Source organism: Marinomonas mediterranea MMB-1, assembly GCF_000192865.1.
In the GTDB taxonomy this organism is placed as follows: domain Bacteria; phylum Pseudomonadota; class Gammaproteobacteria; order Pseudomonadales; family Marinomonadaceae; genus Marinomonas; species Marinomonas mediterranea.
This window is the reverse complement of the sequence record NC_015276.1, coordinates 1153325-1170358: the sequence shown is the minus strand read 5'-3', so window position 1 is coordinate 1170358 and position 17034 is coordinate 1153325. Positions and strand designations below refer to the sequence as shown.

Below are 17034 nucleotides of genomic sequence, written 5' to 3'. Positions count from 1 at the left end.
GCCGAGCGAGGGCTAAACTCTCTTTAATTCTTTGTTAACTTTCTTGCCAATATGCTCAATATTGGACGGCGGCATTTGGCCTTGAAACACCTGCCTCGAATAAAGAAGCGTTATCCACACGCTGAAGCCAGTGGACTTGTTCACACCTTCCCTAGTTTTCAAGCCAATAGGTTTAATGTGTTAACCTATTGGCTACTTTCTCTTTCTGGACAACACATGACAACCGCCTCTATTTTTGTCGACGTACAAAACATCTACTATACAACTCGCCAAACCTACCGTCGTGGCTTTGACTACAATGCGTTTTGGGCTGAAGTGTCATCGAAATACGACATAAAAAATGCCTACGCCTACGCGATAGACCGAGGCGACGAAAAGCAAAAACAATTTCAAAATATCCTAAGAGCAATTGGTTTTGATGTGAAATTAAAGCCTTACATACAAAGAGCAGATGGCTCTTCAAAAGGCGATTGGGACGTCGGTATCACAATTGACGTAATGGAGCACGCTGAAGAATCCGACGTTGTCATTCTCGTCACAGGCGATGGCGATTTCAGTATATTGGCGGACAAAATAAAGGGGAAATACCGCTGTCTCGTTGAAGTATATGGCGTAGAAAAACTCACCGCGACAAGTCTTATCAATACAGCAGACGTTTATTATCCGATTGAAGATTCACGACTTATTTAAAGTATTTGAGTCCGTATACTAATACAGCGAATCTCTTCTAGATGGATTCTAAAAGCAACAATAACAGAAAAAATTTATAGTAATATCATAAACATAAAGAAAATTATCGAAATTTTCTAGGTCGCTCCCGAGTTAATTTGGCTAAAAAAAATTACACTATTATCTAAAAATTACAAACTGACTATCCTATTTCATAGCATTAAATTTTGAGTTCGATACTCTAGAAATTACGTACTCAATAGGAATTAGCCGTATGAAACCCGAAGACCTATTAAATCAAGCAGATAAACTACCAAATGTACCTGAAGTCGTTCGTGAATTGATTACTGACTTAAATAGCCCTAGTACTGAATACAAAGCAATAGCAACTAAAGTAAAGAAAGATCAAACACTCTCGTTAAAAATCCTTAGAATCGTAAACTCCGCATACTTTGGACTTTCCCGAAAAGTTTCCTCCATCGAAGAGGCAACGATTCTATTGGGCATGGACCGTCTAAAAACATTAGTTATTGCTTCTGGTTTCGCTAATTCTGTCGACAGTGTGGAAGGATTGGATCTTAAGCAATTTTGGAGTGAGACTTTTCAAGTTGCTGAAGCCGCGAAATGGGTCGCAGAACATTCTAATGACATTGATAAAGATGCCGCTTTTACACTAGGCGTTCTACATGACATCGGTTTACTGCTATTACACCTAACATACCCAAATCGAGCTAAAGTAATTCGTGAGCTAGTTCGACAAGGTAAAAGCACAAGAGAAGAAGCCGAAATGGAACGCTTCAACTTTACTTCAACTGAAGCGGGCCAAGTATTGCTAACCCGCTGGAAATTTCCTTCTCAACTAGTCGATTCATTAGCATACTCAAAAACACCTCTTGACGAAAAAGCTCCTAAATTGTCAGCTGCACTTTATATTGCGTCTTATATTATGGAATCACACAGAAAAAAAGTATCGATAGAAGATATCATCAGCAATTACCCCGCTGAGGTTGCGATTTCCGCTGGAATATCAATGGAGGTATTAGGCAACCTAAACGAGCTTATAGAGAAAAGTGAAGCCCTAGGATCAATGGCCGCATAGCCACACACGATACACCTAATAGGTTATGTAGTCGAAGCGAAACATAACCTATTAGGTGTCATTATAAAAAGAGGTGTTATGCGGAAATCTGACTATAACTACCCTGTGCCAGACATAATAAAAAGCCGCGACAGAAAGCGCGGCTTTTATGTTTCTACAATCAAGGTCAAACGGGGCTATGAGTTAACCGACTTGGCTAGTTCAGTAATTTCATCCCACTTACCCGCACGAACTAGATCCGTTGGAACGATCCAAGAACCACCTACACACAATACATTGTTAAGCGCTAGATAGTCTTTAAAGTTAGCGGCACTAATACCACCCGTTGGGCAAAACTTGATTTGAGGCAACGGCCCCCCAAAGGCTTTAAGCGCTTTGACACCACCATTCACCTCCGCTGGGAAAAACTTAAAATGATCGTAACCATACTCCATGCCCAATAGAATATCTGAGATTGTTGCGACAGCAGGTAGATAAGGCACATCGTACTCTTTACCTACTGCAAGCAAATCAGCCGTCATTCCCGGGCTAATAACAAACTGAGACCCAGCTTCAATTGCTTTCACATATTGCTCACGGGAACATACAGTTCCCGCACCAACAATCGCTTCTGGTACTTCTTTCCTAAGCGCAGCAATGGCTTCAAGCGCCGCATCGGTTCGTAATGTCACTTCTAACACTGGCACACCACCAGCGACCAATGCCTTTCCTAACGATACCGCCTGTTCAACATCATCTACAACGATAACGGGGACAACAGGGGTTGCAGTCATTACCTGAGCGGCAGTCAATGTAGTCATGAACTTACTCCTTTATTTAGTAATCGTGCCAATTACGGCCGTCTTTGATTGGTAATGCCATCGAGGCTGCTGGCCCCCATGAACCAGACGCATACTCTTTAGGGCGTTCACTCGTTTGAGCCCACGCAGCCATAATACCGTCCACCCATTTCCATGCTGCCTCTACTTCGCCGTAGTGCATAAACAAGGTTGCATCGTCACGCATAACATCGAGTAGCAATCGCTCGTAGGCTTCAGGACTGCGCTTATCGTTAAAGGCTTCCGTCAAACTTAAGTTTAGGTCAACAGGTTGAAGGTTCATCCCTTCACTTGCACCCGGCACTTTATTCATAACAGTAAGCGAAATCTTTTCTTCTGGCTGTAAACGAATCACAAGCTGGTTACGTTGCAGTTCTCGATTACTTTCGTCGTTAAAGATACTATGCGGTAACGCTTTAAATTGAATCACAATTTCAGAGTAGCGCTGCCCTAAACGCTTGCCCGTTCGCAAGTAAAATGGCACTCCAGCCCAACGCCAGTTATCAACATCAGCACGTAACGCGACAAATGTCTCGGTACGTGATTCTGGATTGCTGTCTTCTTCATCAAAGAAGCCCTTTACGTCTTTACCATCGATCATGCCTTTTGCGTACTGACCACGAACTGTTTTTGTATACGCATTTGCCCCTTCTATTGGCCTAAGGGCTTTCAGAACTTTGATCTTTTCATCTCGGACAGACGTTGAATCCATACGGCTAGGCGGTTCCATTGCAACCAGACACAGCAGCTGAACCAGATGGTTTTGTACCATGTCACGCAACGCACCAGCCTTATTGTAATAACCCCATCGGCCTTCTACACCAACCGTTTCCGATACGGTGATTTGAACGTTGTCGATATGAGCACTTGACCATAGCGGCTCAAACAAAGTGTTACCAAAACGGATTGCTAATAGGTTTTGAACCGTTTCTTTACCCAGATAGTGGTCGATTCGGAAGATTTGGCTCTCTTGAAAATTCTGCAATACTTCATTGTTGATTGCATGCGAAGAAGCGAGGTCACGACCAAGCGGTTTTTCTAATACAACACGCATTCTGGCTTGATTCAGTTTAAATTTAGCCAATGAAGAACAGATTGAGCCAAATAGGTCCGGAGACGTCGCCAAGTAAAAAACGGCATCTCGCTCATCGTCACCAACGCCATGCTCATTAAAACGTGCAAAATCAGATTCTTCTTGAGCATTCACCGATACGTAACTAAGACGCTCTTTAAATCGGCTCCAAATCGTTGTGTCTTCTTTGCTTGCAGGAACGAACTCATCCAGAGCAGCACGAACTTTGTCTTGGTAATCTTTGGCACTCATATCACGACGTGACGCACCAATAATACGAGTTGTCGGTGCGAGCAATCCATCCATATCTAAATGGTACAGAGCTGGCAATAACTTGCGCATTGCAAGATCACCACCGCCGCCAAAAATAACAACGTCACAGGCTTTTAAACTGGCCTTCATTCTATTTCTCCAATAATGTTAGGCTTATTCTGATACGAGATAAGATGCATAGTTAGCACATCCCATCAGCCCGGGGTATTCTGACATCACAACGAACGTTGGGATCGGTGAAACATAACCTGTCATCCGACCTTTTTCTTGCATCGCTTTTCTGAATCCACTTTCTTTAAACGCATCCAGATAACGCGGTATGATACCACCTGTAATATACACGCCACCACGACTCTCAACGGCCAAGACCAAGTTTCCAACAACACGCCCTAAGAAGGTAAAAAATTGGCTCATCGTCTCTTTGGCAATGGGATCTGATCCTGATAGGAATGCTTCACCAATTTCAGGAGCAGTTAAACGCTTACCTATTTTCTCTCGGGCACACAAGGCTTCGTAAATATTCTCAATCCCCATACCGGACAAGACACGCTCAGCAGAAACACGTGTATGCCGTTCTCGCAAAAACTGAAGGATAAAGTCTTCCTGATCGCTATTGGTACTTATATCGACATGCCCGCCTTCACCTGGTAGTACTAGGTTAGCGACACCGTCCTGAGGAACGACACACGCAACCCCAAGACCAGTTCCAGGACCTAGGACCCATGACGGAGCACTTAGGTCAATCGCCTCTTGCTCGCCAATTGTTACCAAGTCGTCTTTAGGCAAAATTTCTAAGCAGTGGCCCAAAGCATCATAGTCGTTCAATAACGCTACGGCTTTATCTGCTCCAAAATGCGCCTGAATTTCTTCTTTTGTAAACGCCCAAGAGTTATTCGTAAAACGAATAACCTCGCGATTAACGGGGCCAGCGATGGCTAAAACAACCGCATCAATAAACTCTAGTTCAACGCTGCATTTACCCAGATAGGCATTCGCAGCATCGAAAAATGTATCGAAGTTTTTACACGAAAACACGTGCACTTCTTGAGGCTGATATTGATTGATAGGAACAATGGCAAAACGCGCATTAGTCCCACCTAGATCAGCAATCAATGCATGAGACATACATGACCCTTTAATTTTTTTTGAAATTTTACAACAAAAACGACGTTAAAAACATCCCAATTTGCAATTCTAATCACGCAATCATGTAATTAAATTACATCTAGCGTATTCTATTTAAGAATTTAAACACCTTGGTTGGCACCGATCTCTTTCGGTTGTTTTTATAATGATAGAGGCGCTCATCAGCCATTTTTAATAGCTGCTTATAGCTTGAGGGCGAGTCTGACGTGACACTCGCACCACCATAACTAATAGTAATAGGAACTAAGTTATTACGGTATCTAAGCGGATTAGCTTGCAAGTAATCATGGATAGACTCAGCAATGTGTATTGCCTGATCATAGCTTTTCCCAGGGGTCACGAAAACGAACTCGTCACCAGCAAATCGAAACGCTAAGCCTTGCTTATGAATGTACTTTAGTAAACGCTTTGCAATATATTCTAGCACTTCATCGCCACAGTTGTGACCCAACGTATCATTTATTGATTTAAAGGCATCACAATCAATAAACACAACAGTTAGATCTCTATTTTGACGTTTTGATCGGGCAAACTCACGATCTAACATCAGCTCCAACTGTCGACGATTTAGCAACCCCGTGAGAGGATCTCTTGTTGCTAAATATTCAAGTTTTTCCCGTGCGGTTACATTGCTTAGGCAAATAGAAATTTTTATCGCAAGTTGATCAAGCAGAAAAGTGTCTTTAGTATTCGGGTCATAGCGATCCGCATTTTCATCCGCCTGACAAAAAAGCCCAACTATTTCACCGTCCATCGTAAGAGGTGAAATTGCAACAGAACCGATAATGTCTCGGTAAATACTAGGGATGATTTCACGATACTTATTTACGTCCTGATTCACTAGAACCGTCTTACTTCCGACGCCTATAGCGTCAATCATGGCACTTCGGCGAGTAAAAAGAACTCGGTCTTTTAGACCCGTGCTTTTCTCCAGACTTTCAACCAAATGAGCTAGAGGCGCCTCATTGATAAGGTTCACCCAGACAAACGGGACGTTAAACTGCTTTTGAACTTCTTTAGTAAGTGTCGATACGAATTGATCGCAACGTCCAATAGACAAGATACAACGTTCAATATCGAAGAACCTAAGCGCTATCTGCTCATTATGGCGAACATTATTTATTAGCTCATCGACATCGTGCATTTATTACACCTTAACTAGCTGTCCACATAGGGTTCTTCTACCAATACAAAGCAGTTGATCTACAATGCATTATAGTACGATGTTTAATCAGAACGACAGTGATATGACAAAACAAGTCAATTTAAAAAAGCAAAACCAACTTTCTTGGTATTATTGCTAGTCATATCTGTAACTGGTTGTTCATTATACGAATATTCTCGCTAACGGCTAAATTTACAAACTCTTTAATCAATTTCTAAAGAATCGGTCACTCAGCCGATAAAAAGACTGATCATTAAGAGAATCAACATGAACGTAAGAGAAATAGTCGAATCCCAGTTAACACAGAGAACCCAACCTGGTCGTCAGGTTTCAGGGAGTGCTGACTTCGCGCTATTTATGAGTCTTTTTAGTCAACCAGGCCCAAGCATTCAGGGCACAGCTGATGAACTCAATCAACACGAGCCGCACGCTGTGACTCGCCCGATTCAATTCACTCATTCAATTTCCGAAAACCCTACGGCCAATATCGCACTTTTGAAGGCACTAAGCCAAGAACCTTTAGCGGTAGGTGGCGCAATACAATACAACGCTGTTGAAGCCGTTGATAACCTACTCCTTGCAAAAGCCTAGGATACAAAACGCCCTCCCAAAAAGCGGCTTTAATTTGTTTTGAGACTTATTCCACACTGCTCAAATAAGTGACTCCAAGCTTGAGCATGGCGGATAGAGGCTTGTTTGTATCTCCCCCACACAGTGTTGGTATTTTCATCAAATTGAGAGAAAAAGCGCTTTAGTGCCTCTGGTTCTTCACTAGCAACGTTGCCCAGCTCTTTTAAATTAGGCAGCACCTGATAAGCGACTCGATTCACTCGGGCCATATAAGGCTGAATAATCTTGATATAGTACTTAGTAAATTGTTGTTTTAAATAAGCGATTGGCGCTTGGCAATTAGCAGCATTCACGTCCACTGCCTCAATAGCATTCGTAGCGTACTCTAAGCGTGTTGCAAGCACCTGAAGCGTCACCAGAAGCCTGCCTCCATACTCACTATCAAGCATAACTTTAAGATAGGCTTCAAATACTTTATTAGACAAGTTAGGCAGTGTTTGCAGGTTTTCGCCGATAATTACTAGCTCTGAAAAAGTACTCACAAGAGCTTGGTATTGAGACCGCTCTGGTGACATCGAAATCATCCCGTTAGATAGGCTAAAGAACCCCGCTGCCTCTTCCCCAGACCACATAGCATTTGCAAACGCTTTAGGTAATTCAGCTCGCTTAGTTCTAACGACCCCTTGCAGCTTAGTCATCAAACTTTCATTTTCAATAGTACATTGCTCTATGGCCTTTATGATCTTAAGCTCATAAAGGAAGCGCTGGCTCGAAGGCATCACTCTCCCAAGGATACTGTTCCTTTCTCCTGCGACCAACCCCACATCACATCGCTGCAACGAGAGAAACTCCAACAAACCAATATCAAATTTTGATAGCGGCATCGTTCGATCACGCAAATCAGGCAAGCGCAGTAAGCTTAAGTGGCTATCTGTTTCCAGCTCCTCAAGTTGAATCAGTTTAGAACGAGCCAGCGCTTCATGGTAGGATACTAGATGTTCTAACGGTCGAAATCGGTCATCGCAGCTGCATATCAGAAACGATGTAATTACTATTAAAACAGACTTAAATGACAACATATGAATCAACTACTCATAAAAAAACGCGAAGACATGTCTGAGACCCGCGTTGCCAAGGTGGTCTTTCCTAATACGACAAACCACTATGACACTCTATTTGGTGGCATAGCACTGCAATGGATGGATGAGGTCGCATACATTGCGGCGACTCGATTCGCTAGAAAACAGGTCGTTACAATATCCACTGAAAGAGTCGACTTTAATAAACCAATTCCAACGGGAATACTGGTTGAACTCGTTGCCCGAGTGGTAAAAGTCGGAAAAACATCACTAAAAGTTGAAGTTAACATCTATCTAGAACAGCTCCATAGTGACAAGGTCGAAAAAGCCATTACCGGACATTTTAACTTCGTCGCCGTTGATGAAGATAAACGCCCTACTCCAATATTTAACGATTAGACTCTTTTAGCGCTCTTCGCACCTTCTCTAGAACGCTCACCCAAATAAAAAGCCCTACGATATTACTATCATAGGGCTTTACGTTTTGAATACATAATTAGCTCAGTAAGTACTCGCGATAAAATCACCTTCAAGCACTCACTAACGCTTTTCACGCGCACTCTACTTCGCTTTATAAACGATACCTGGGTGACATTGAACGATATCAAAGTGCGAGGAAAGGCCACTTAACGCTTCAGATCCTCCAAGGAATAGATACCCTCCTGGATTAAGGCAGGAATGCATTCTACGTAAAATATCGAGCTTCGTTTCCGCCGTAAAATAGATCAGAACGTTACGACAAAAAATCACATCAAACTTACCCAGCGTGCTAAAAGGCTCAATTAAGTTTAAGAACTTAAACTCAACTCTCGTAGACAAATTTCGTTTTACTCGCCAAGTAGAATCATTAACTTTATCAAAGTATTTTCGCTGCATATCAGCGCCTAAGCCTCGCGCAATAGCCAAGCTGTCGTATTCAGCTTGTTTTGCATGCTGCAAGATATTAGTACAAATATCAGTTGCAACAATACGCTCCCCAGCTCGAAGAACACCAGGTTTTGAGGCTTTAAACTCTTCAATAACCATACTAATTGAATAAGGCTCTTGACCTGTCGATGAAGCAGCTGACCAAATTTTTAATGGCCTGTCTTTCATCTCGGGTAAGATCTTCTCTCTAAGTATGTTAAAAGGATGACTATCACGGAACCATAAAGTCTCGTTCGTCGTCATCGCATTGATTACTTCTTCTTTTAAGGCCTTATTTCGCCCCACTTCCAAAGTATCAACCAGCGCTTCTATTCGATTAAAGCCTTCACGTTCAAGGAGCTTCCCTAAGCGACTAGCAACTAGATACTGCTTATTTTCGCTCAAGGATATGCCACATACTTTTTGTAGATACTTTCTAAATCGATCGTATCCAGCAGGGGTAATTGCATTTGTACTACTGAACATAGGCCCCCCAAACAAAAGCCAAAACCACGCAATGCGCCAACATGTTATGCACTAACATAACTCCACAACTGAAGCGTCGTTACGCCTCTAAGCTTTCTTGAGCAGCTACGGTTTCTATCGCAATTTTAGCCAATTCGTCAGGCTGAAACTTAGCTAAGAAACCATCAGCACCTACTTTCTTAACCATTGCTTCATTAAATACGCCACTTAACGATGTATGCAATAGAATAAACAAGTCTTGGAGTCGACTATCATTACGAACTTCTGTCGTTAACGTATAACCGTCCATTTCAGGCATCTCGATATCCGAAATAACCATTGAGAACTGCGCCGTAATATCAACGCCCTCATCGACAAGATTTTTGAGATACGTAATGGCCTCTAAACCATCGCAAAGTACGGTCGTCGCAAAACCGACGTCTTCCATACAACGCTTGATCTGCTTACGAGCTACCGAAGAGTCATCAACAATAAGAATATGATGCTGCTTCGCATTTTTCTGGACTTCGCCCGTAACAATACCTTCTGAAATATGTTGTCTCGTTGGCGCTACTTCAGACAAAATCTGTTCAACGTCAATGATCTCAACCATTTCTTTTTCCACCTGACACACTGCTGTCAAGTAGTTATCATTCGACAAGCCTTTTGGCGGTGGCTGGATATCACTCCAGTTCATATTAACAATACGCTCGACACCGCGGACCAAAAAGCCCTGAATTCGTCGATTGTATTCGGTAATAATCACAAAACACTGGTCTATATTTTCGATTGGACTTGCACCTGTCGCGAGTCCTAAATCCAAAATAGGAATCGTTCCGCCGCGAATATGAGCAACACCACGAACGACCGAGCTACTATGAGGCATCGTTGTCAACTTAGGACATTGAAGCACCTCTTTCACTTTGAACACGTTAATCCCGTAAATCTGTTTACCGTTTAAGCGGAAAAGAAGTAACTCTAGGCGGTTCTCTCCGACTAATTGAGTGCGCTGATTAACACTATCGAGAACTCCAGCCATACATGCCTCCTGAAGTGCACATGTCTATTGAATATCACTATCATTGTGAATTACTTAGAACCAATGATAGAGTGATTTTAATCATTTTACTAATACCTTGTTACAACTCATGTAATTTAACAAAGAGCCAACAATGGATTCACTTTACCGATACAGTATCTTTATCCTACTCATTTTTTTCAATAACTGCTCCCATGCGACACAAATCGCTACGCAATTACAACAGTTCATCAATGAACATGAGATACCTAGGCTATCAAATATATACCCAAATGCAGAAATAAAGATCGAATTATCGAACAGTACTTCACTAGGTTACTTACCAAAGTGCAGTAACCCTATAACAATAAAGAACCAACGCCCGGACGCAACCAAACGAACAAACTACGCCATAAGTTGCGACACCCCCACTTGGAAATCCTTCGTCCCAGTTTCTCAATCGATTTTAATCGATGGTATCAAGACATCGGTACCAATTAGTCGAGGCTCCGTCATTACCCCTACAAACACGACGACTGGGAAAGTCGACATAACCACCATAAGAGGTCATCTCTACACAGCAAAAACACCACCCTATGGACTTGTCGCCTCTCGCAACATCCGAATAAACACTTTTATCACGGACAAAATTACAAAACAGCCCATTTTGGTAAAAAAAGGCGCTCGAGTGCTAATTACCGCGAGAAGCGGCCGAATTAGTGTAAAAATGAACGGCACGGCTCTGGAAGACGGTGCGAAAGGACAACAAATCAGAGTTAAAAACGCAAGTTCTGGGCGAATAGTGTACGGAAAAGTTGTCAGTGATAGCGAAGTTCTTGTAAACTATTGATTACTTCGTCAACAACCAGAATTAGTCGAAAAATTTTCTAAAGTTTTTTGTTTGGGAGTCGATAAAGTGGTCAACGGGCAGTTCTAGCGGAGGCGAGTCATGGCGATTAATATTTCAGGCCTAGGAAATCAAACCACTTTAGGCAAAAATGAAAAGATCCAGAAAGAGAATGTTGCAGAAAGCAACACAGCTTCTTCTGGCAGTAGTGTAAATGCTAAAGAGACCTTATCAGAAGATACGGTTCAACTTAGCGGTACTGCACAATCCTTACAAAGCAGTCAAGCTTCTTTAGGCGAAACGCCGGAAGTTGATATGGATAAAGTAGAGCAAATCAAGCAAGCACTTGCTGCTGGCGAATATAAAATTGATACTGAGAAGTTAGCAAGCAACTTGGTTGCGATGGACTCACTTTTTTAGTAGTTAAATTTTTATGATTCCGCTAGCCCCGATTTTCTCTAAGATTAAAAGCAATTTGCTAGAGCTAGAAGAGCTACTTGAAAAAGAGCGCTCTGCTCTGGCGACTAAAGATTCCGACAGAATCGAAAAGGTTGCCTCCCTTAAAAAGTCTCTTTTGGACGACATTGATACCCAAACACTTAAACACTCTCAAGTATTAAGAAAATTTAATATCGTTAATCAAAAAAACCAACAGACTTTTGATTTTAAAAAATGGCTTGCAGAACAGAGTAAAATGGACGATGTTAAATTACTTGTGGAAGAGTGTGAGTCCCTGCTAGAAAAGTGCAAGCTGGTCAATAACACCAACGCCAAAGTACTGAATACAGTACAAAAGCGCGATAAAGCCCTGCTTGAGATGCTTCAAGGTCATCACCACAAAAATAAAGTGTATACTCAATCGGGTGGCACCAAACCGATTAGCAGCAAACACACGCTCGGTAGAGCCTAACAAACTTAAGCTAACCTTCTAGGTTTTATTTCTCAAAAAAATCACCTAGCCCAATTAGCCCTAACTATTTGATATCTTGTATTTTATCGTTATAATCCTGCCATCTGATTCCTACTTAAAGTCAGACCAACGTCCCCATAGGTAAACAGGATATACCGGCCGCCTCCTAAGCAGCTATTCCAGGTTCGAGTCCTGGTGGGGACGCCATGCTAAGCGACAAGCACAGACCGACACCTAACACCTCCCCCTCAATAGCTCCATTGTTATTTACAAACTAAAGCTCTATCAAACGTACTGAATCTATAAACCAAACCCTCGAAAACAAAAAAGCCAGACAGTCTCCTGCCCAGCTCTTTTCACCAACCTTAAAGAAGTATTTAAAACGCGCTATTCCACTTCAATCACTTCGTAGCTATGCACAATGTTCACGCCGCCGCGTTCTAACATAAGCGATGCAGAACAGTATTCTTCCGCAGACAACTTCACGGCACGAGCCACTACACTTTCTTTGATTTTTCGACCTGTTACAACAAAATGCACGCGAATCTCTGTAAACACGGACGGTACTGTATCTGCTCTGTCTGCATCGACATGAGCAACACAAGAAACTACATCCTGACGCGATTTCTTGAGAATATTCACAACGTCGTAGGAAGTACAGCCGCCTAACCCAGCTAAAATCAATTCCATTGGACGAGGGCCTGCCGCTTGATTCCCATCTATTTCCACTTTAAAGCCAGATCCTGTTTCAGCTGTAAAATGAACATCTTCCTGCCAACTTACGTTTGTCTTCATAATGTAGTGTTCTCTCTTTTTCTATTCACCTTTTTAAAAGGTAAGTAACCTTTAGTACTTAACTAGCGAGATAGCTCTTAGCCAGCAAGGCAGCTCTTAACCGACCAAATAAACGCGCTTATTTGAATAATTCAGCCAGTTTATCACCAGGGTTATCAGCCTTCATAAAGGCCTCACCAACTAAGAAGGAGTGAATATCATTTTCTCTCATTGCAGCGACATCATCGCGAGTGTGAATGCCGCTCTCCGTTACAATCAGTCTATCTTTAGGGACATGCCCCATAAGTTCAAAAGTATGCTGTAAGCTGAGCTCGAACGTGTGAAGGTCGCGGTTATTAATACCAAGCAGCTCGGTATCTGTATATTCTAGAGCGAGATCTAACTCAGCTCGATTATGCACTTCCACCAGCACATCCATACCAAGGTCGCGTGCCATCGCATCCAATTTTCGTAATTGCTCACCTGACAAACACGCTGCGATCAATAGAATACAATCTGCGCCGATCGCCCTTGCCTCCATCACTTGATATTCATCAACTAGAAAATCTTTTCGAATCACAGGCAAATCACACGCGGCACGTGCCTCTACAAGAAAATCTTCATGGCCCTGAAAAAAATCTTTATCCGTGAGAACAGACAAACAAGCTGCTCCGCCTTTTTCGTAAGATTTAGCAATTTCCTTCGGCACAAAGTGATCACGAAGAATGCCTTTACTTGGAGAGGCTTTTTTAACTTCCGCTATAACAGCCGCTTTACCTTGCGAAATTTTCGCACGCATGGCTTTCGCAAATCCACGAGGTTTATTATGGGCATTTGCCGCTGTGACCGCGATTTCAAGATTAGACAAAGGAGTACGCTGTTGGCGCTCTTCAATTTCTTCGTACTTGCGAGCAATAATCTTTCTTAAAATTGTAGGTGTGTCAACTTGCATAGTGTGTTCTCTAACCGATATAAAATATTATTTTTCCACTTTTTTAAAGCAACGAGTAAAACTCGCAAGCTCAGACAGTTTTACTTTGGCTAACCCTCCGCCAATTACGTCTTCAGCTATAGCAACGCCTTCTGCTAATGTATCCGCGACACCAGAAACGTAAATCGCAGCACCTGCATTCAATGCAACAATATCACGTGCCGGATTCACTTTTCCTTTTCCTTCCAGCGCCGATTTCACCAACACTAGGCTTTCTTCCGCATTAAATGCCATTATCGGCTCTAATGATTGAAGTTCGAGGTTAAATTGTTCTGGGGTGATCGTGTACTCGGTAATTTCACCGTCTTTAAGTTCGGCTACAAAAGTGGGAGCAGCAATACTAATCTCGTCCAAGCCATCTTCTGAGTGCACAACCATAACGTGCTCACTGCCAAGTTCTTTTAGCACTTCTGCAATTGGTCGAACCCATTGCTTGCCAAAAACGCCCATCACTTGAGCTTTTGCACCGGCAGGATTTGTCAAAGGCCCCAGCAAGTTAAACAGGGTTCTTGTTGCCATTTCCTTACGTGGCCCTACAGCGTGCCTCATGGCAGAATGGTGGTTAGGCGCAAACATGAAACCCAACCCAATTTCTTCTACACAACGGCTGACTTCTTCAGCGCTTAGGCCAAGATAAATTCCAGCTTGCTCCAATAGATCAGCACTGCCCGATTTCGACGAAACAGAACGCCCACCATGCTTAGCAACTTTACCGCCTGCCGCAGCAACGACAAAAGCAGAGGCCGTCGAAACATTAAATAATTTGCTGCCGTCGCCGCCTGTTCCACAAGTATCAACGACATGATCCTGATTAAGCTCGACTTTCGTAGACAATTGTCGCATTACTCTAGCCGCAGCGGTAATTTCAGCAACCGTTTCCCCTTTCATACGAAGAGCAATAAGAAATCCACCTATCTGAGCAGGCGTTGCCTGCCCTGTCATGACTTGCGTCATAACGGTCATCATTTCTTCACCAGTTAAGTTTTGTCGCTCGACGACTTTCGCAATGGCGTTTCGTATATCCACTCGCTTTCTACTCCTAACGCTTAAGAAAGTTGGCCAACAACGCATGACCATGCTCTGTTAAAATAGATTCAGGGTGAAATTGTACACCCTCAATATCAAATTCTTTATGCTGAATCCCCATAATCTCATCCAGCACACCATTCTCATCTTCTGTCCAAGCCGTTATTTCTAAGCAATCAGATAAAGCCGCGCTATCAATAACAAGGGAGTGATATCGTGTTGCTGTGAATGGGCTGGGTAAACCACGAAATACTGAGCTATCGTTGTGCAGTATTGGGGACGTTTTACCATGCATTACTGTTTTAGCACGAATTACCGTTCCACCAAAGACCTGACCTATACTTTGGTGGCCTAAGCAAATACCCAATATCGGCTTTTTACCTGCAAAGTGCTCAATGACCTCCAAAGAGATACCCGCCTCGTTGGGCGTACACGGCCCTGGTGAGATAACAATATGCGTCGGATTCAACTGCTCAATTTCCTTGAGTGAAATACTGTCATTTCGGTACACCTCAACAGTTTCACCTAACTCCCTAAAATATTGAACCAAGTTATAGGTAAAGGAGTCAAAGTTATCAATCATCAATAGCATATAAACGGTTCGTTCACTCATGTTGATAAAAATTAAGCCATTAGGAAAGTGCGAATAAGTCTTATAGGATTCAGTCTTAGCAGAGAAACGGTCTAGTAACGCGAGAGTGGGCAGGATTGTTAATACCTTTAATCACTCTTAAAAAATAAACGGTTTATCTGAAAGCCCCAAAGGCAGTGTGTATTTCGAGTCAAACCTGCGCTCCCTTTATTCTTGTTAACTTTTTTACCAATACATTCAATATTGGACCGCAAAGCCTACCTCGAATAGAGAAGAAATACTCACACGCTGAATTCAGTGAACTTGTTCGCGCCTCTTCTAGGCTAATAACAAAAGAAAAGCATTCTACACGCTCAATTAATCACTGTCTTCTACCGAATAGACCCTATCGGTAACTTGAATATTAGCGTCCAAAAAATGATAAGATCTTTTCTTATACTAATGCAGTGTCATCCGTCTAAAAATAAGGCTAAAAAATGAACTGGCAGGACTTACAGGCGTACCTCGGTTTAGGAAACACCCAGATGCACTGGGCCATTCAATTATGCATTGTCTCGTTTACTACGTTTCTTACCAGCTACATTGTAAAACGGACATTGAAACGATTGGAATTGCAATTATCCAAGACAAAAACACCATGGGACCATATTCTCATTAAGGCCGCGCGACGTCCGCTTATTGCCTTTATCTGGCTTATCGGCTTGATCATTATCGCCGAAATATTTCGTACGAAATTTGACGATCGTATTCACGACATCATCTCATTATGCCGCGAAGTCGGCATCATAGCCCTAATGTCTTGGTTTTTATGGCGCTGCATCAAGGGCGTTGAACACATCCTAACGTCACCTGATAAAGTCAAAAAGACCGTTGATATCACGACAGCAAGCGCGGTAAGCAAGCTACTTAGAGCGTCTGTCGTTATTATCGGCATCCTGATCGTTATGCAATCGCTTGGTTATAGTATGTCGGGGGTACTCGCATTTGGTGGCGTAGGTGGTATAGCGGTCGGCTTTGCAGCAAAAGATTTACTCGCAAATTTCTTTGGTGGTCTAATGATATATTTAGACAGGCCTTTTGCTGTCGGAGACTGGGTTCGCTCCCCGGACCAAGATATTGAAGGCACCGTTGAAAATATTGGCTGGAGGCAGACTCGCATTCGAACCTTTGACAAACGCCCCCTATATGTTCCGAACGCCACTTTTTCGACTATCTCTGTTGAAAACCCATCGCGTATGACCAATCGAAGAATAAAAGAGACCATTGGCGTGAGGTATGACGATGCAGACAAGCTTTCAACCATTGTCGATAAAATCAAGCAGATGATTGAAGCGCATCCAGAGTTAGACACTAACCAAATATACATGGTTAATTTCAATCAATTTGGCCCCTCATCTCTAGACTTCTTTATCTATACGTTTACCAAAACGGTAGATTGGAGGACCTACCACAAAGTCAAACAAGATGTCCTTTTCAAGGTTATGGACATCATTACCAATGAAGGGGCTGAGATCGCCTTCCCAACTCAAACGCTGCATATACAAAAAGACTCTGAATAACAGAGTCTTTTTTGAGCTTTTAGCTTAAATGAAAGCGTTATGCGACGTCACAGTC

General features: G+C 42.6%; 19 protein-coding genes and 1 tRNA gene. 9 read left to right on the top strand and 11 right to left on the bottom strand.

The genetic code is table 11. The annotated features are described in order from the left end of the window. Positions 1–75: 75 nt before the first annotated feature. A complete protein-coding gene (locus MARME_RS05295) occupies positions 76–690 on the top strand; it encodes a LabA-like NYN domain-containing protein (RefSeq protein ID WP_013660224.1) in 615 nt (204 codons plus the stop codon). 253 nt (positions 691–943) lie between these two features. After that, on the top strand, positions 944–1768 hold the full coding sequence (locus MARME_RS05290; protein WP_013660223.1) for an HDOD domain-containing protein: 825 nt from the start codon (positions 944–946) through the stop codon (positions 1766–1768). A gap of 176 nt (positions 1769–1944) precedes the next feature. On the opposite strand, the gene MARME_RS05285 is transcribed toward MARME_RS05290, so the two are convergent. From MARME_RS05285 to MARME_RS05270, 4 genes are all read right to left on the bottom strand, one after another. Then, on the bottom strand, positions 1945–2568 hold the full coding sequence (locus MARME_RS05285; RefSeq protein ID WP_013660222.1) for a bifunctional 4-hydroxy-2-oxoglutarate aldolase/2-dehydro-3-deoxy-phosphogluconate aldolase: 624 nt from the start codon (positions 2566–2568) through the stop codon (positions 1945–1947). 16 nt (positions 2569–2584) lie between these two features. Continuing rightward, positions 2585–4060 (bottom strand): glucose-6-phosphate dehydrogenase, encoded by a 1476-nt coding sequence (gene zwf, locus MARME_RS05280; RefSeq protein ID WP_013660221.1) that lies wholly within the window; start codon positions 4058–4060, stop codon positions 2585–2587. Between the two features lie 24 nt (positions 4061–4084). Then, positions 4085–5056, bottom strand: a complete 972-nt coding sequence (gene glk, locus MARME_RS05275) for a glucokinase (protein ID WP_013660220.1) — start codon at positions 5054–5056, stop codon at positions 4085–4087. A gap of 100 nt (positions 5057–5156) precedes the next feature. Further along, entirely contained in the window at positions 5157–6221 is a 1065-nt protein-coding gene (locus MARME_RS05270) for a GGDEF domain-containing protein (RefSeq protein ID WP_013660219.1), read from the bottom strand. 288 nt (positions 6222–6509) lie between these two features. On the opposite strand from MARME_RS05270, the gene MARME_RS05265 reads away from it, so the two are divergent. Next, entirely contained in the window at positions 6510–6833 is a 324-nt protein-coding gene (locus tag MARME_RS05265) for a hypothetical protein (RefSeq protein WP_013660218.1), read from the top strand. A gap of 29 nt (positions 6834–6862) precedes the next feature. Here the strand turns inward: MARME_RS05265 and MARME_RS05260 are convergent, their stop codons facing one another. Then, positions 6863–7891, bottom strand: coding sequence for a DUF3080 domain-containing protein (locus MARME_RS05260; protein WP_013660217.1), 1029 nt, complete (start codon positions 7889–7891; stop codon positions 6863–6865). On the opposite strand from MARME_RS05260, the gene MARME_RS05255 reads away from it, so the two are divergent. After that, the gene (locus tag MARME_RS05255) at positions 7892–8290 is read left to right on the top strand and encodes an acyl-CoA thioesterase (RefSeq protein WP_013660216.1); all 399 of its coding nucleotides are present in this window, start codon (positions 7892–7894) and stop codon (positions 8288–8290) included. A 162-nt stretch (positions 8291–8452) separates the two neighbouring features. Here MARME_RS05255 and MARME_RS05250 read toward each other — a convergent pair whose 3' ends face one another. Both MARME_RS05250 and MARME_RS05245 read right to left on the bottom strand, forming a co-directional pair. Next, entirely contained in the window at positions 8453–9283 is an 831-nt protein-coding gene (locus MARME_RS05250; RefSeq protein ID WP_013660215.1) for a CheR family methyltransferase, read from the bottom strand. A gap of 79 nt (positions 9284–9362) precedes the next feature. Beyond that, a complete protein-coding gene (locus MARME_RS05245; RefSeq protein WP_013660214.1) occupies positions 9363–10301 on the bottom strand; it encodes a chemotaxis protein CheV in 939 nt (312 codons plus the stop codon). A 133-nt stretch (positions 10302–10434) separates the two neighbouring features. On the opposite strand from MARME_RS05245, the gene flgA reads away from it, so the two are divergent. The 4 genes from flgA (at position 10435) to MARME_RS05225 (ending at position 12244) form a co-directional block, all read left to right on the top strand. Further along, complete coding sequence (flgA, locus tag MARME_RS05240) at positions 10435–11130, top strand: flagellar basal body P-ring formation chaperone FlgA (protein WP_013660213.1); 696 nt, start codon at positions 10435–10437, stop codon at positions 11128–11130. A 99-nt stretch (positions 11131–11229) separates the two neighbouring features. Further along, the gene (flgM, locus tag MARME_RS05235) at positions 11230–11547 is read left to right on the top strand and encodes a flagellar biosynthesis anti-sigma factor FlgM (protein WP_013660212.1); all 318 of its coding nucleotides are present in this window, start codon (positions 11230–11232) and stop codon (positions 11545–11547) included. Positions 11548–11560: 13 nt separating this feature from the next. Continuing rightward, positions 11561–12037 carry a flagellar export chaperone FlgN gene (gene flgN, locus MARME_RS05230; protein ID WP_013660211.1) on the top strand — a complete coding sequence of 159 codons (477 nt, stop codon included), beginning with the start codon at positions 11561–11563 and terminating at the stop codon, positions 12035–12037. 131 nt (positions 12038–12168) lie between these two features. Then, positions 12169–12244, top strand: a tRNA-Arg gene (locus MARME_RS05225). Between the two features lie 180 nt (positions 12245–12424). Here MARME_RS05225 and MARME_RS05220 read toward each other — a convergent pair. From MARME_RS05220 to MARME_RS05205, 4 genes are all read right to left on the bottom strand, one after another. Next, the gene (locus tag MARME_RS05220) at positions 12425–12832 is read right to left on the bottom strand and encodes an OsmC family protein (protein ID WP_013660210.1); all 408 of its coding nucleotides are present in this window, start codon (positions 12830–12832) and stop codon (positions 12425–12427) included. A 118-nt stretch (positions 12833–12950) separates the two neighbouring features. Further along, on the bottom strand, positions 12951–13763 hold the full coding sequence (gene trpC, locus MARME_RS05215; RefSeq protein ID WP_013660209.1) for an indole-3-glycerol phosphate synthase TrpC: 813 nt from the start codon (positions 13761–13763) through the stop codon (positions 12951–12953). A 27-nt stretch (positions 13764–13790) separates the two neighbouring features. Beyond that, positions 13791–14828, bottom strand: a complete 1038-nt coding sequence (gene trpD, locus MARME_RS05210) for an anthranilate phosphoribosyltransferase (protein WP_013660208.1) — start codon at positions 14826–14828, stop codon at positions 13791–13793. A gap of 13 nt (positions 14829–14841) precedes the next feature. After that, a complete protein-coding gene (locus MARME_RS05205; protein ID WP_041647769.1) occupies positions 14842–15420 on the bottom strand; it encodes an anthranilate synthase component II in 579 nt (192 codons plus the stop codon). 476 nt (positions 15421–15896) lie between these two features. Between MARME_RS05205 and MARME_RS05200 the strand changes: the two genes are divergently transcribed. Continuing rightward, positions 15897–16979, top strand: coding sequence for a mechanosensitive ion channel family protein (locus tag MARME_RS05200; RefSeq protein WP_013660206.1), 1083 nt, complete (start codon positions 15897–15899; stop codon positions 16977–16979). The last annotated feature ends 55 nt before the right edge of the window (positions 16980–17034 follow it).

Excerpts from the sequence above, each read along its gene's own strand:
- MARME_RS05290 (WP_013660223.1), top strand. The coding sequence starts at position 944 with ATGAAACCCGAAGACCTATTAAATCAAGCAGATAAACTACCAAATGTA.
- MARME_RS05285 (WP_013660222.1), bottom strand. The coding sequence starts at position 2,568 with ATGACTACATTGACTGCCGCTCAGGTAATGACTGCAACCCCTGTTGTC.
- zwf (WP_013660221.1), bottom strand. The coding sequence starts at position 4,060 with ATGAAGGCCAGTTTAAAAGCCTGTGACGTTGTTATTTTTGGCGGCGGT.
- glk (WP_013660220.1), bottom strand. The coding sequence starts at position 5,056 with ATGTCTCATGCATTGATTGCTGATCTAGGTGGGACTAATGCGCGTTTT.
- MARME_RS05270 (WP_013660219.1), bottom strand. The coding sequence starts at position 6,221 with ATGCACGATGTCGATGAGCTAATAAATAATGTTCGCCATAATGAGCAG.
- MARME_RS05265 (WP_013660218.1), top strand. The coding sequence starts at position 6,510 with ATGAACGTAAGAGAAATAGTCGAATCCCAGTTAACACAGAGAACCCAA.
- MARME_RS05260 (WP_013660217.1), bottom strand. The coding sequence starts at position 7,891 with ATGTTGTCATTTAAGTCTGTTTTAATAGTAATTACATCGTTTCTGATA.
- MARME_RS05255 (WP_013660216.1), top strand. The coding sequence starts at position 7,892 with ATGAATCAACTACTCATAAAAAAACGCGAAGACATGTCTGAGACCCGC.
- MARME_RS05250 (WP_013660215.1), bottom strand. The coding sequence starts at position 9,283 with ATGTTCAGTAGTACAAATGCAATTACCCCTGCTGGATACGATCGATTT.
- MARME_RS05245 (WP_013660214.1), bottom strand. The coding sequence starts at position 10,301 with ATGGCTGGAGTTCTCGATAGTGTTAATCAGCGCACTCAATTAGTCGGA.
- flgA (WP_013660213.1), top strand. The coding sequence starts at position 10,435 with ATGGATTCACTTTACCGATACAGTATCTTTATCCTACTCATTTTTTTC.
- flgM (WP_013660212.1), top strand. The coding sequence starts at position 11,230 with ATGGCGATTAATATTTCAGGCCTAGGAAATCAAACCACTTTAGGCAAA.
- flgN (WP_013660211.1), top strand. The coding sequence starts at position 11,561 with ATGATTCCGCTAGCCCCGATTTTCTCTAAGATTAAAAGCAATTTGCTA.
- MARME_RS05220 (WP_013660210.1), bottom strand. The coding sequence starts at position 12,832 with ATGAAGACAAACGTAAGTTGGCAGGAAGATGTTCATTTTACAGCTGAA.
- trpC (WP_013660209.1), bottom strand. The coding sequence starts at position 13,763 with ATGCAAGTTGACACACCTACAATTTTAAGAAAGATTATTGCTCGCAAG.
- MARME_RS05205 (WP_041647769.1), bottom strand. The coding sequence starts at position 15,420 with ATGCTATTGATGATTGATAACTTTGACTCCTTTACCTATAACTTGGTT.
- MARME_RS05200 (WP_013660206.1), top strand. The coding sequence starts at position 15,897 with ATGAACTGGCAGGACTTACAGGCGTACCTCGGTTTAGGAAACACCCAG.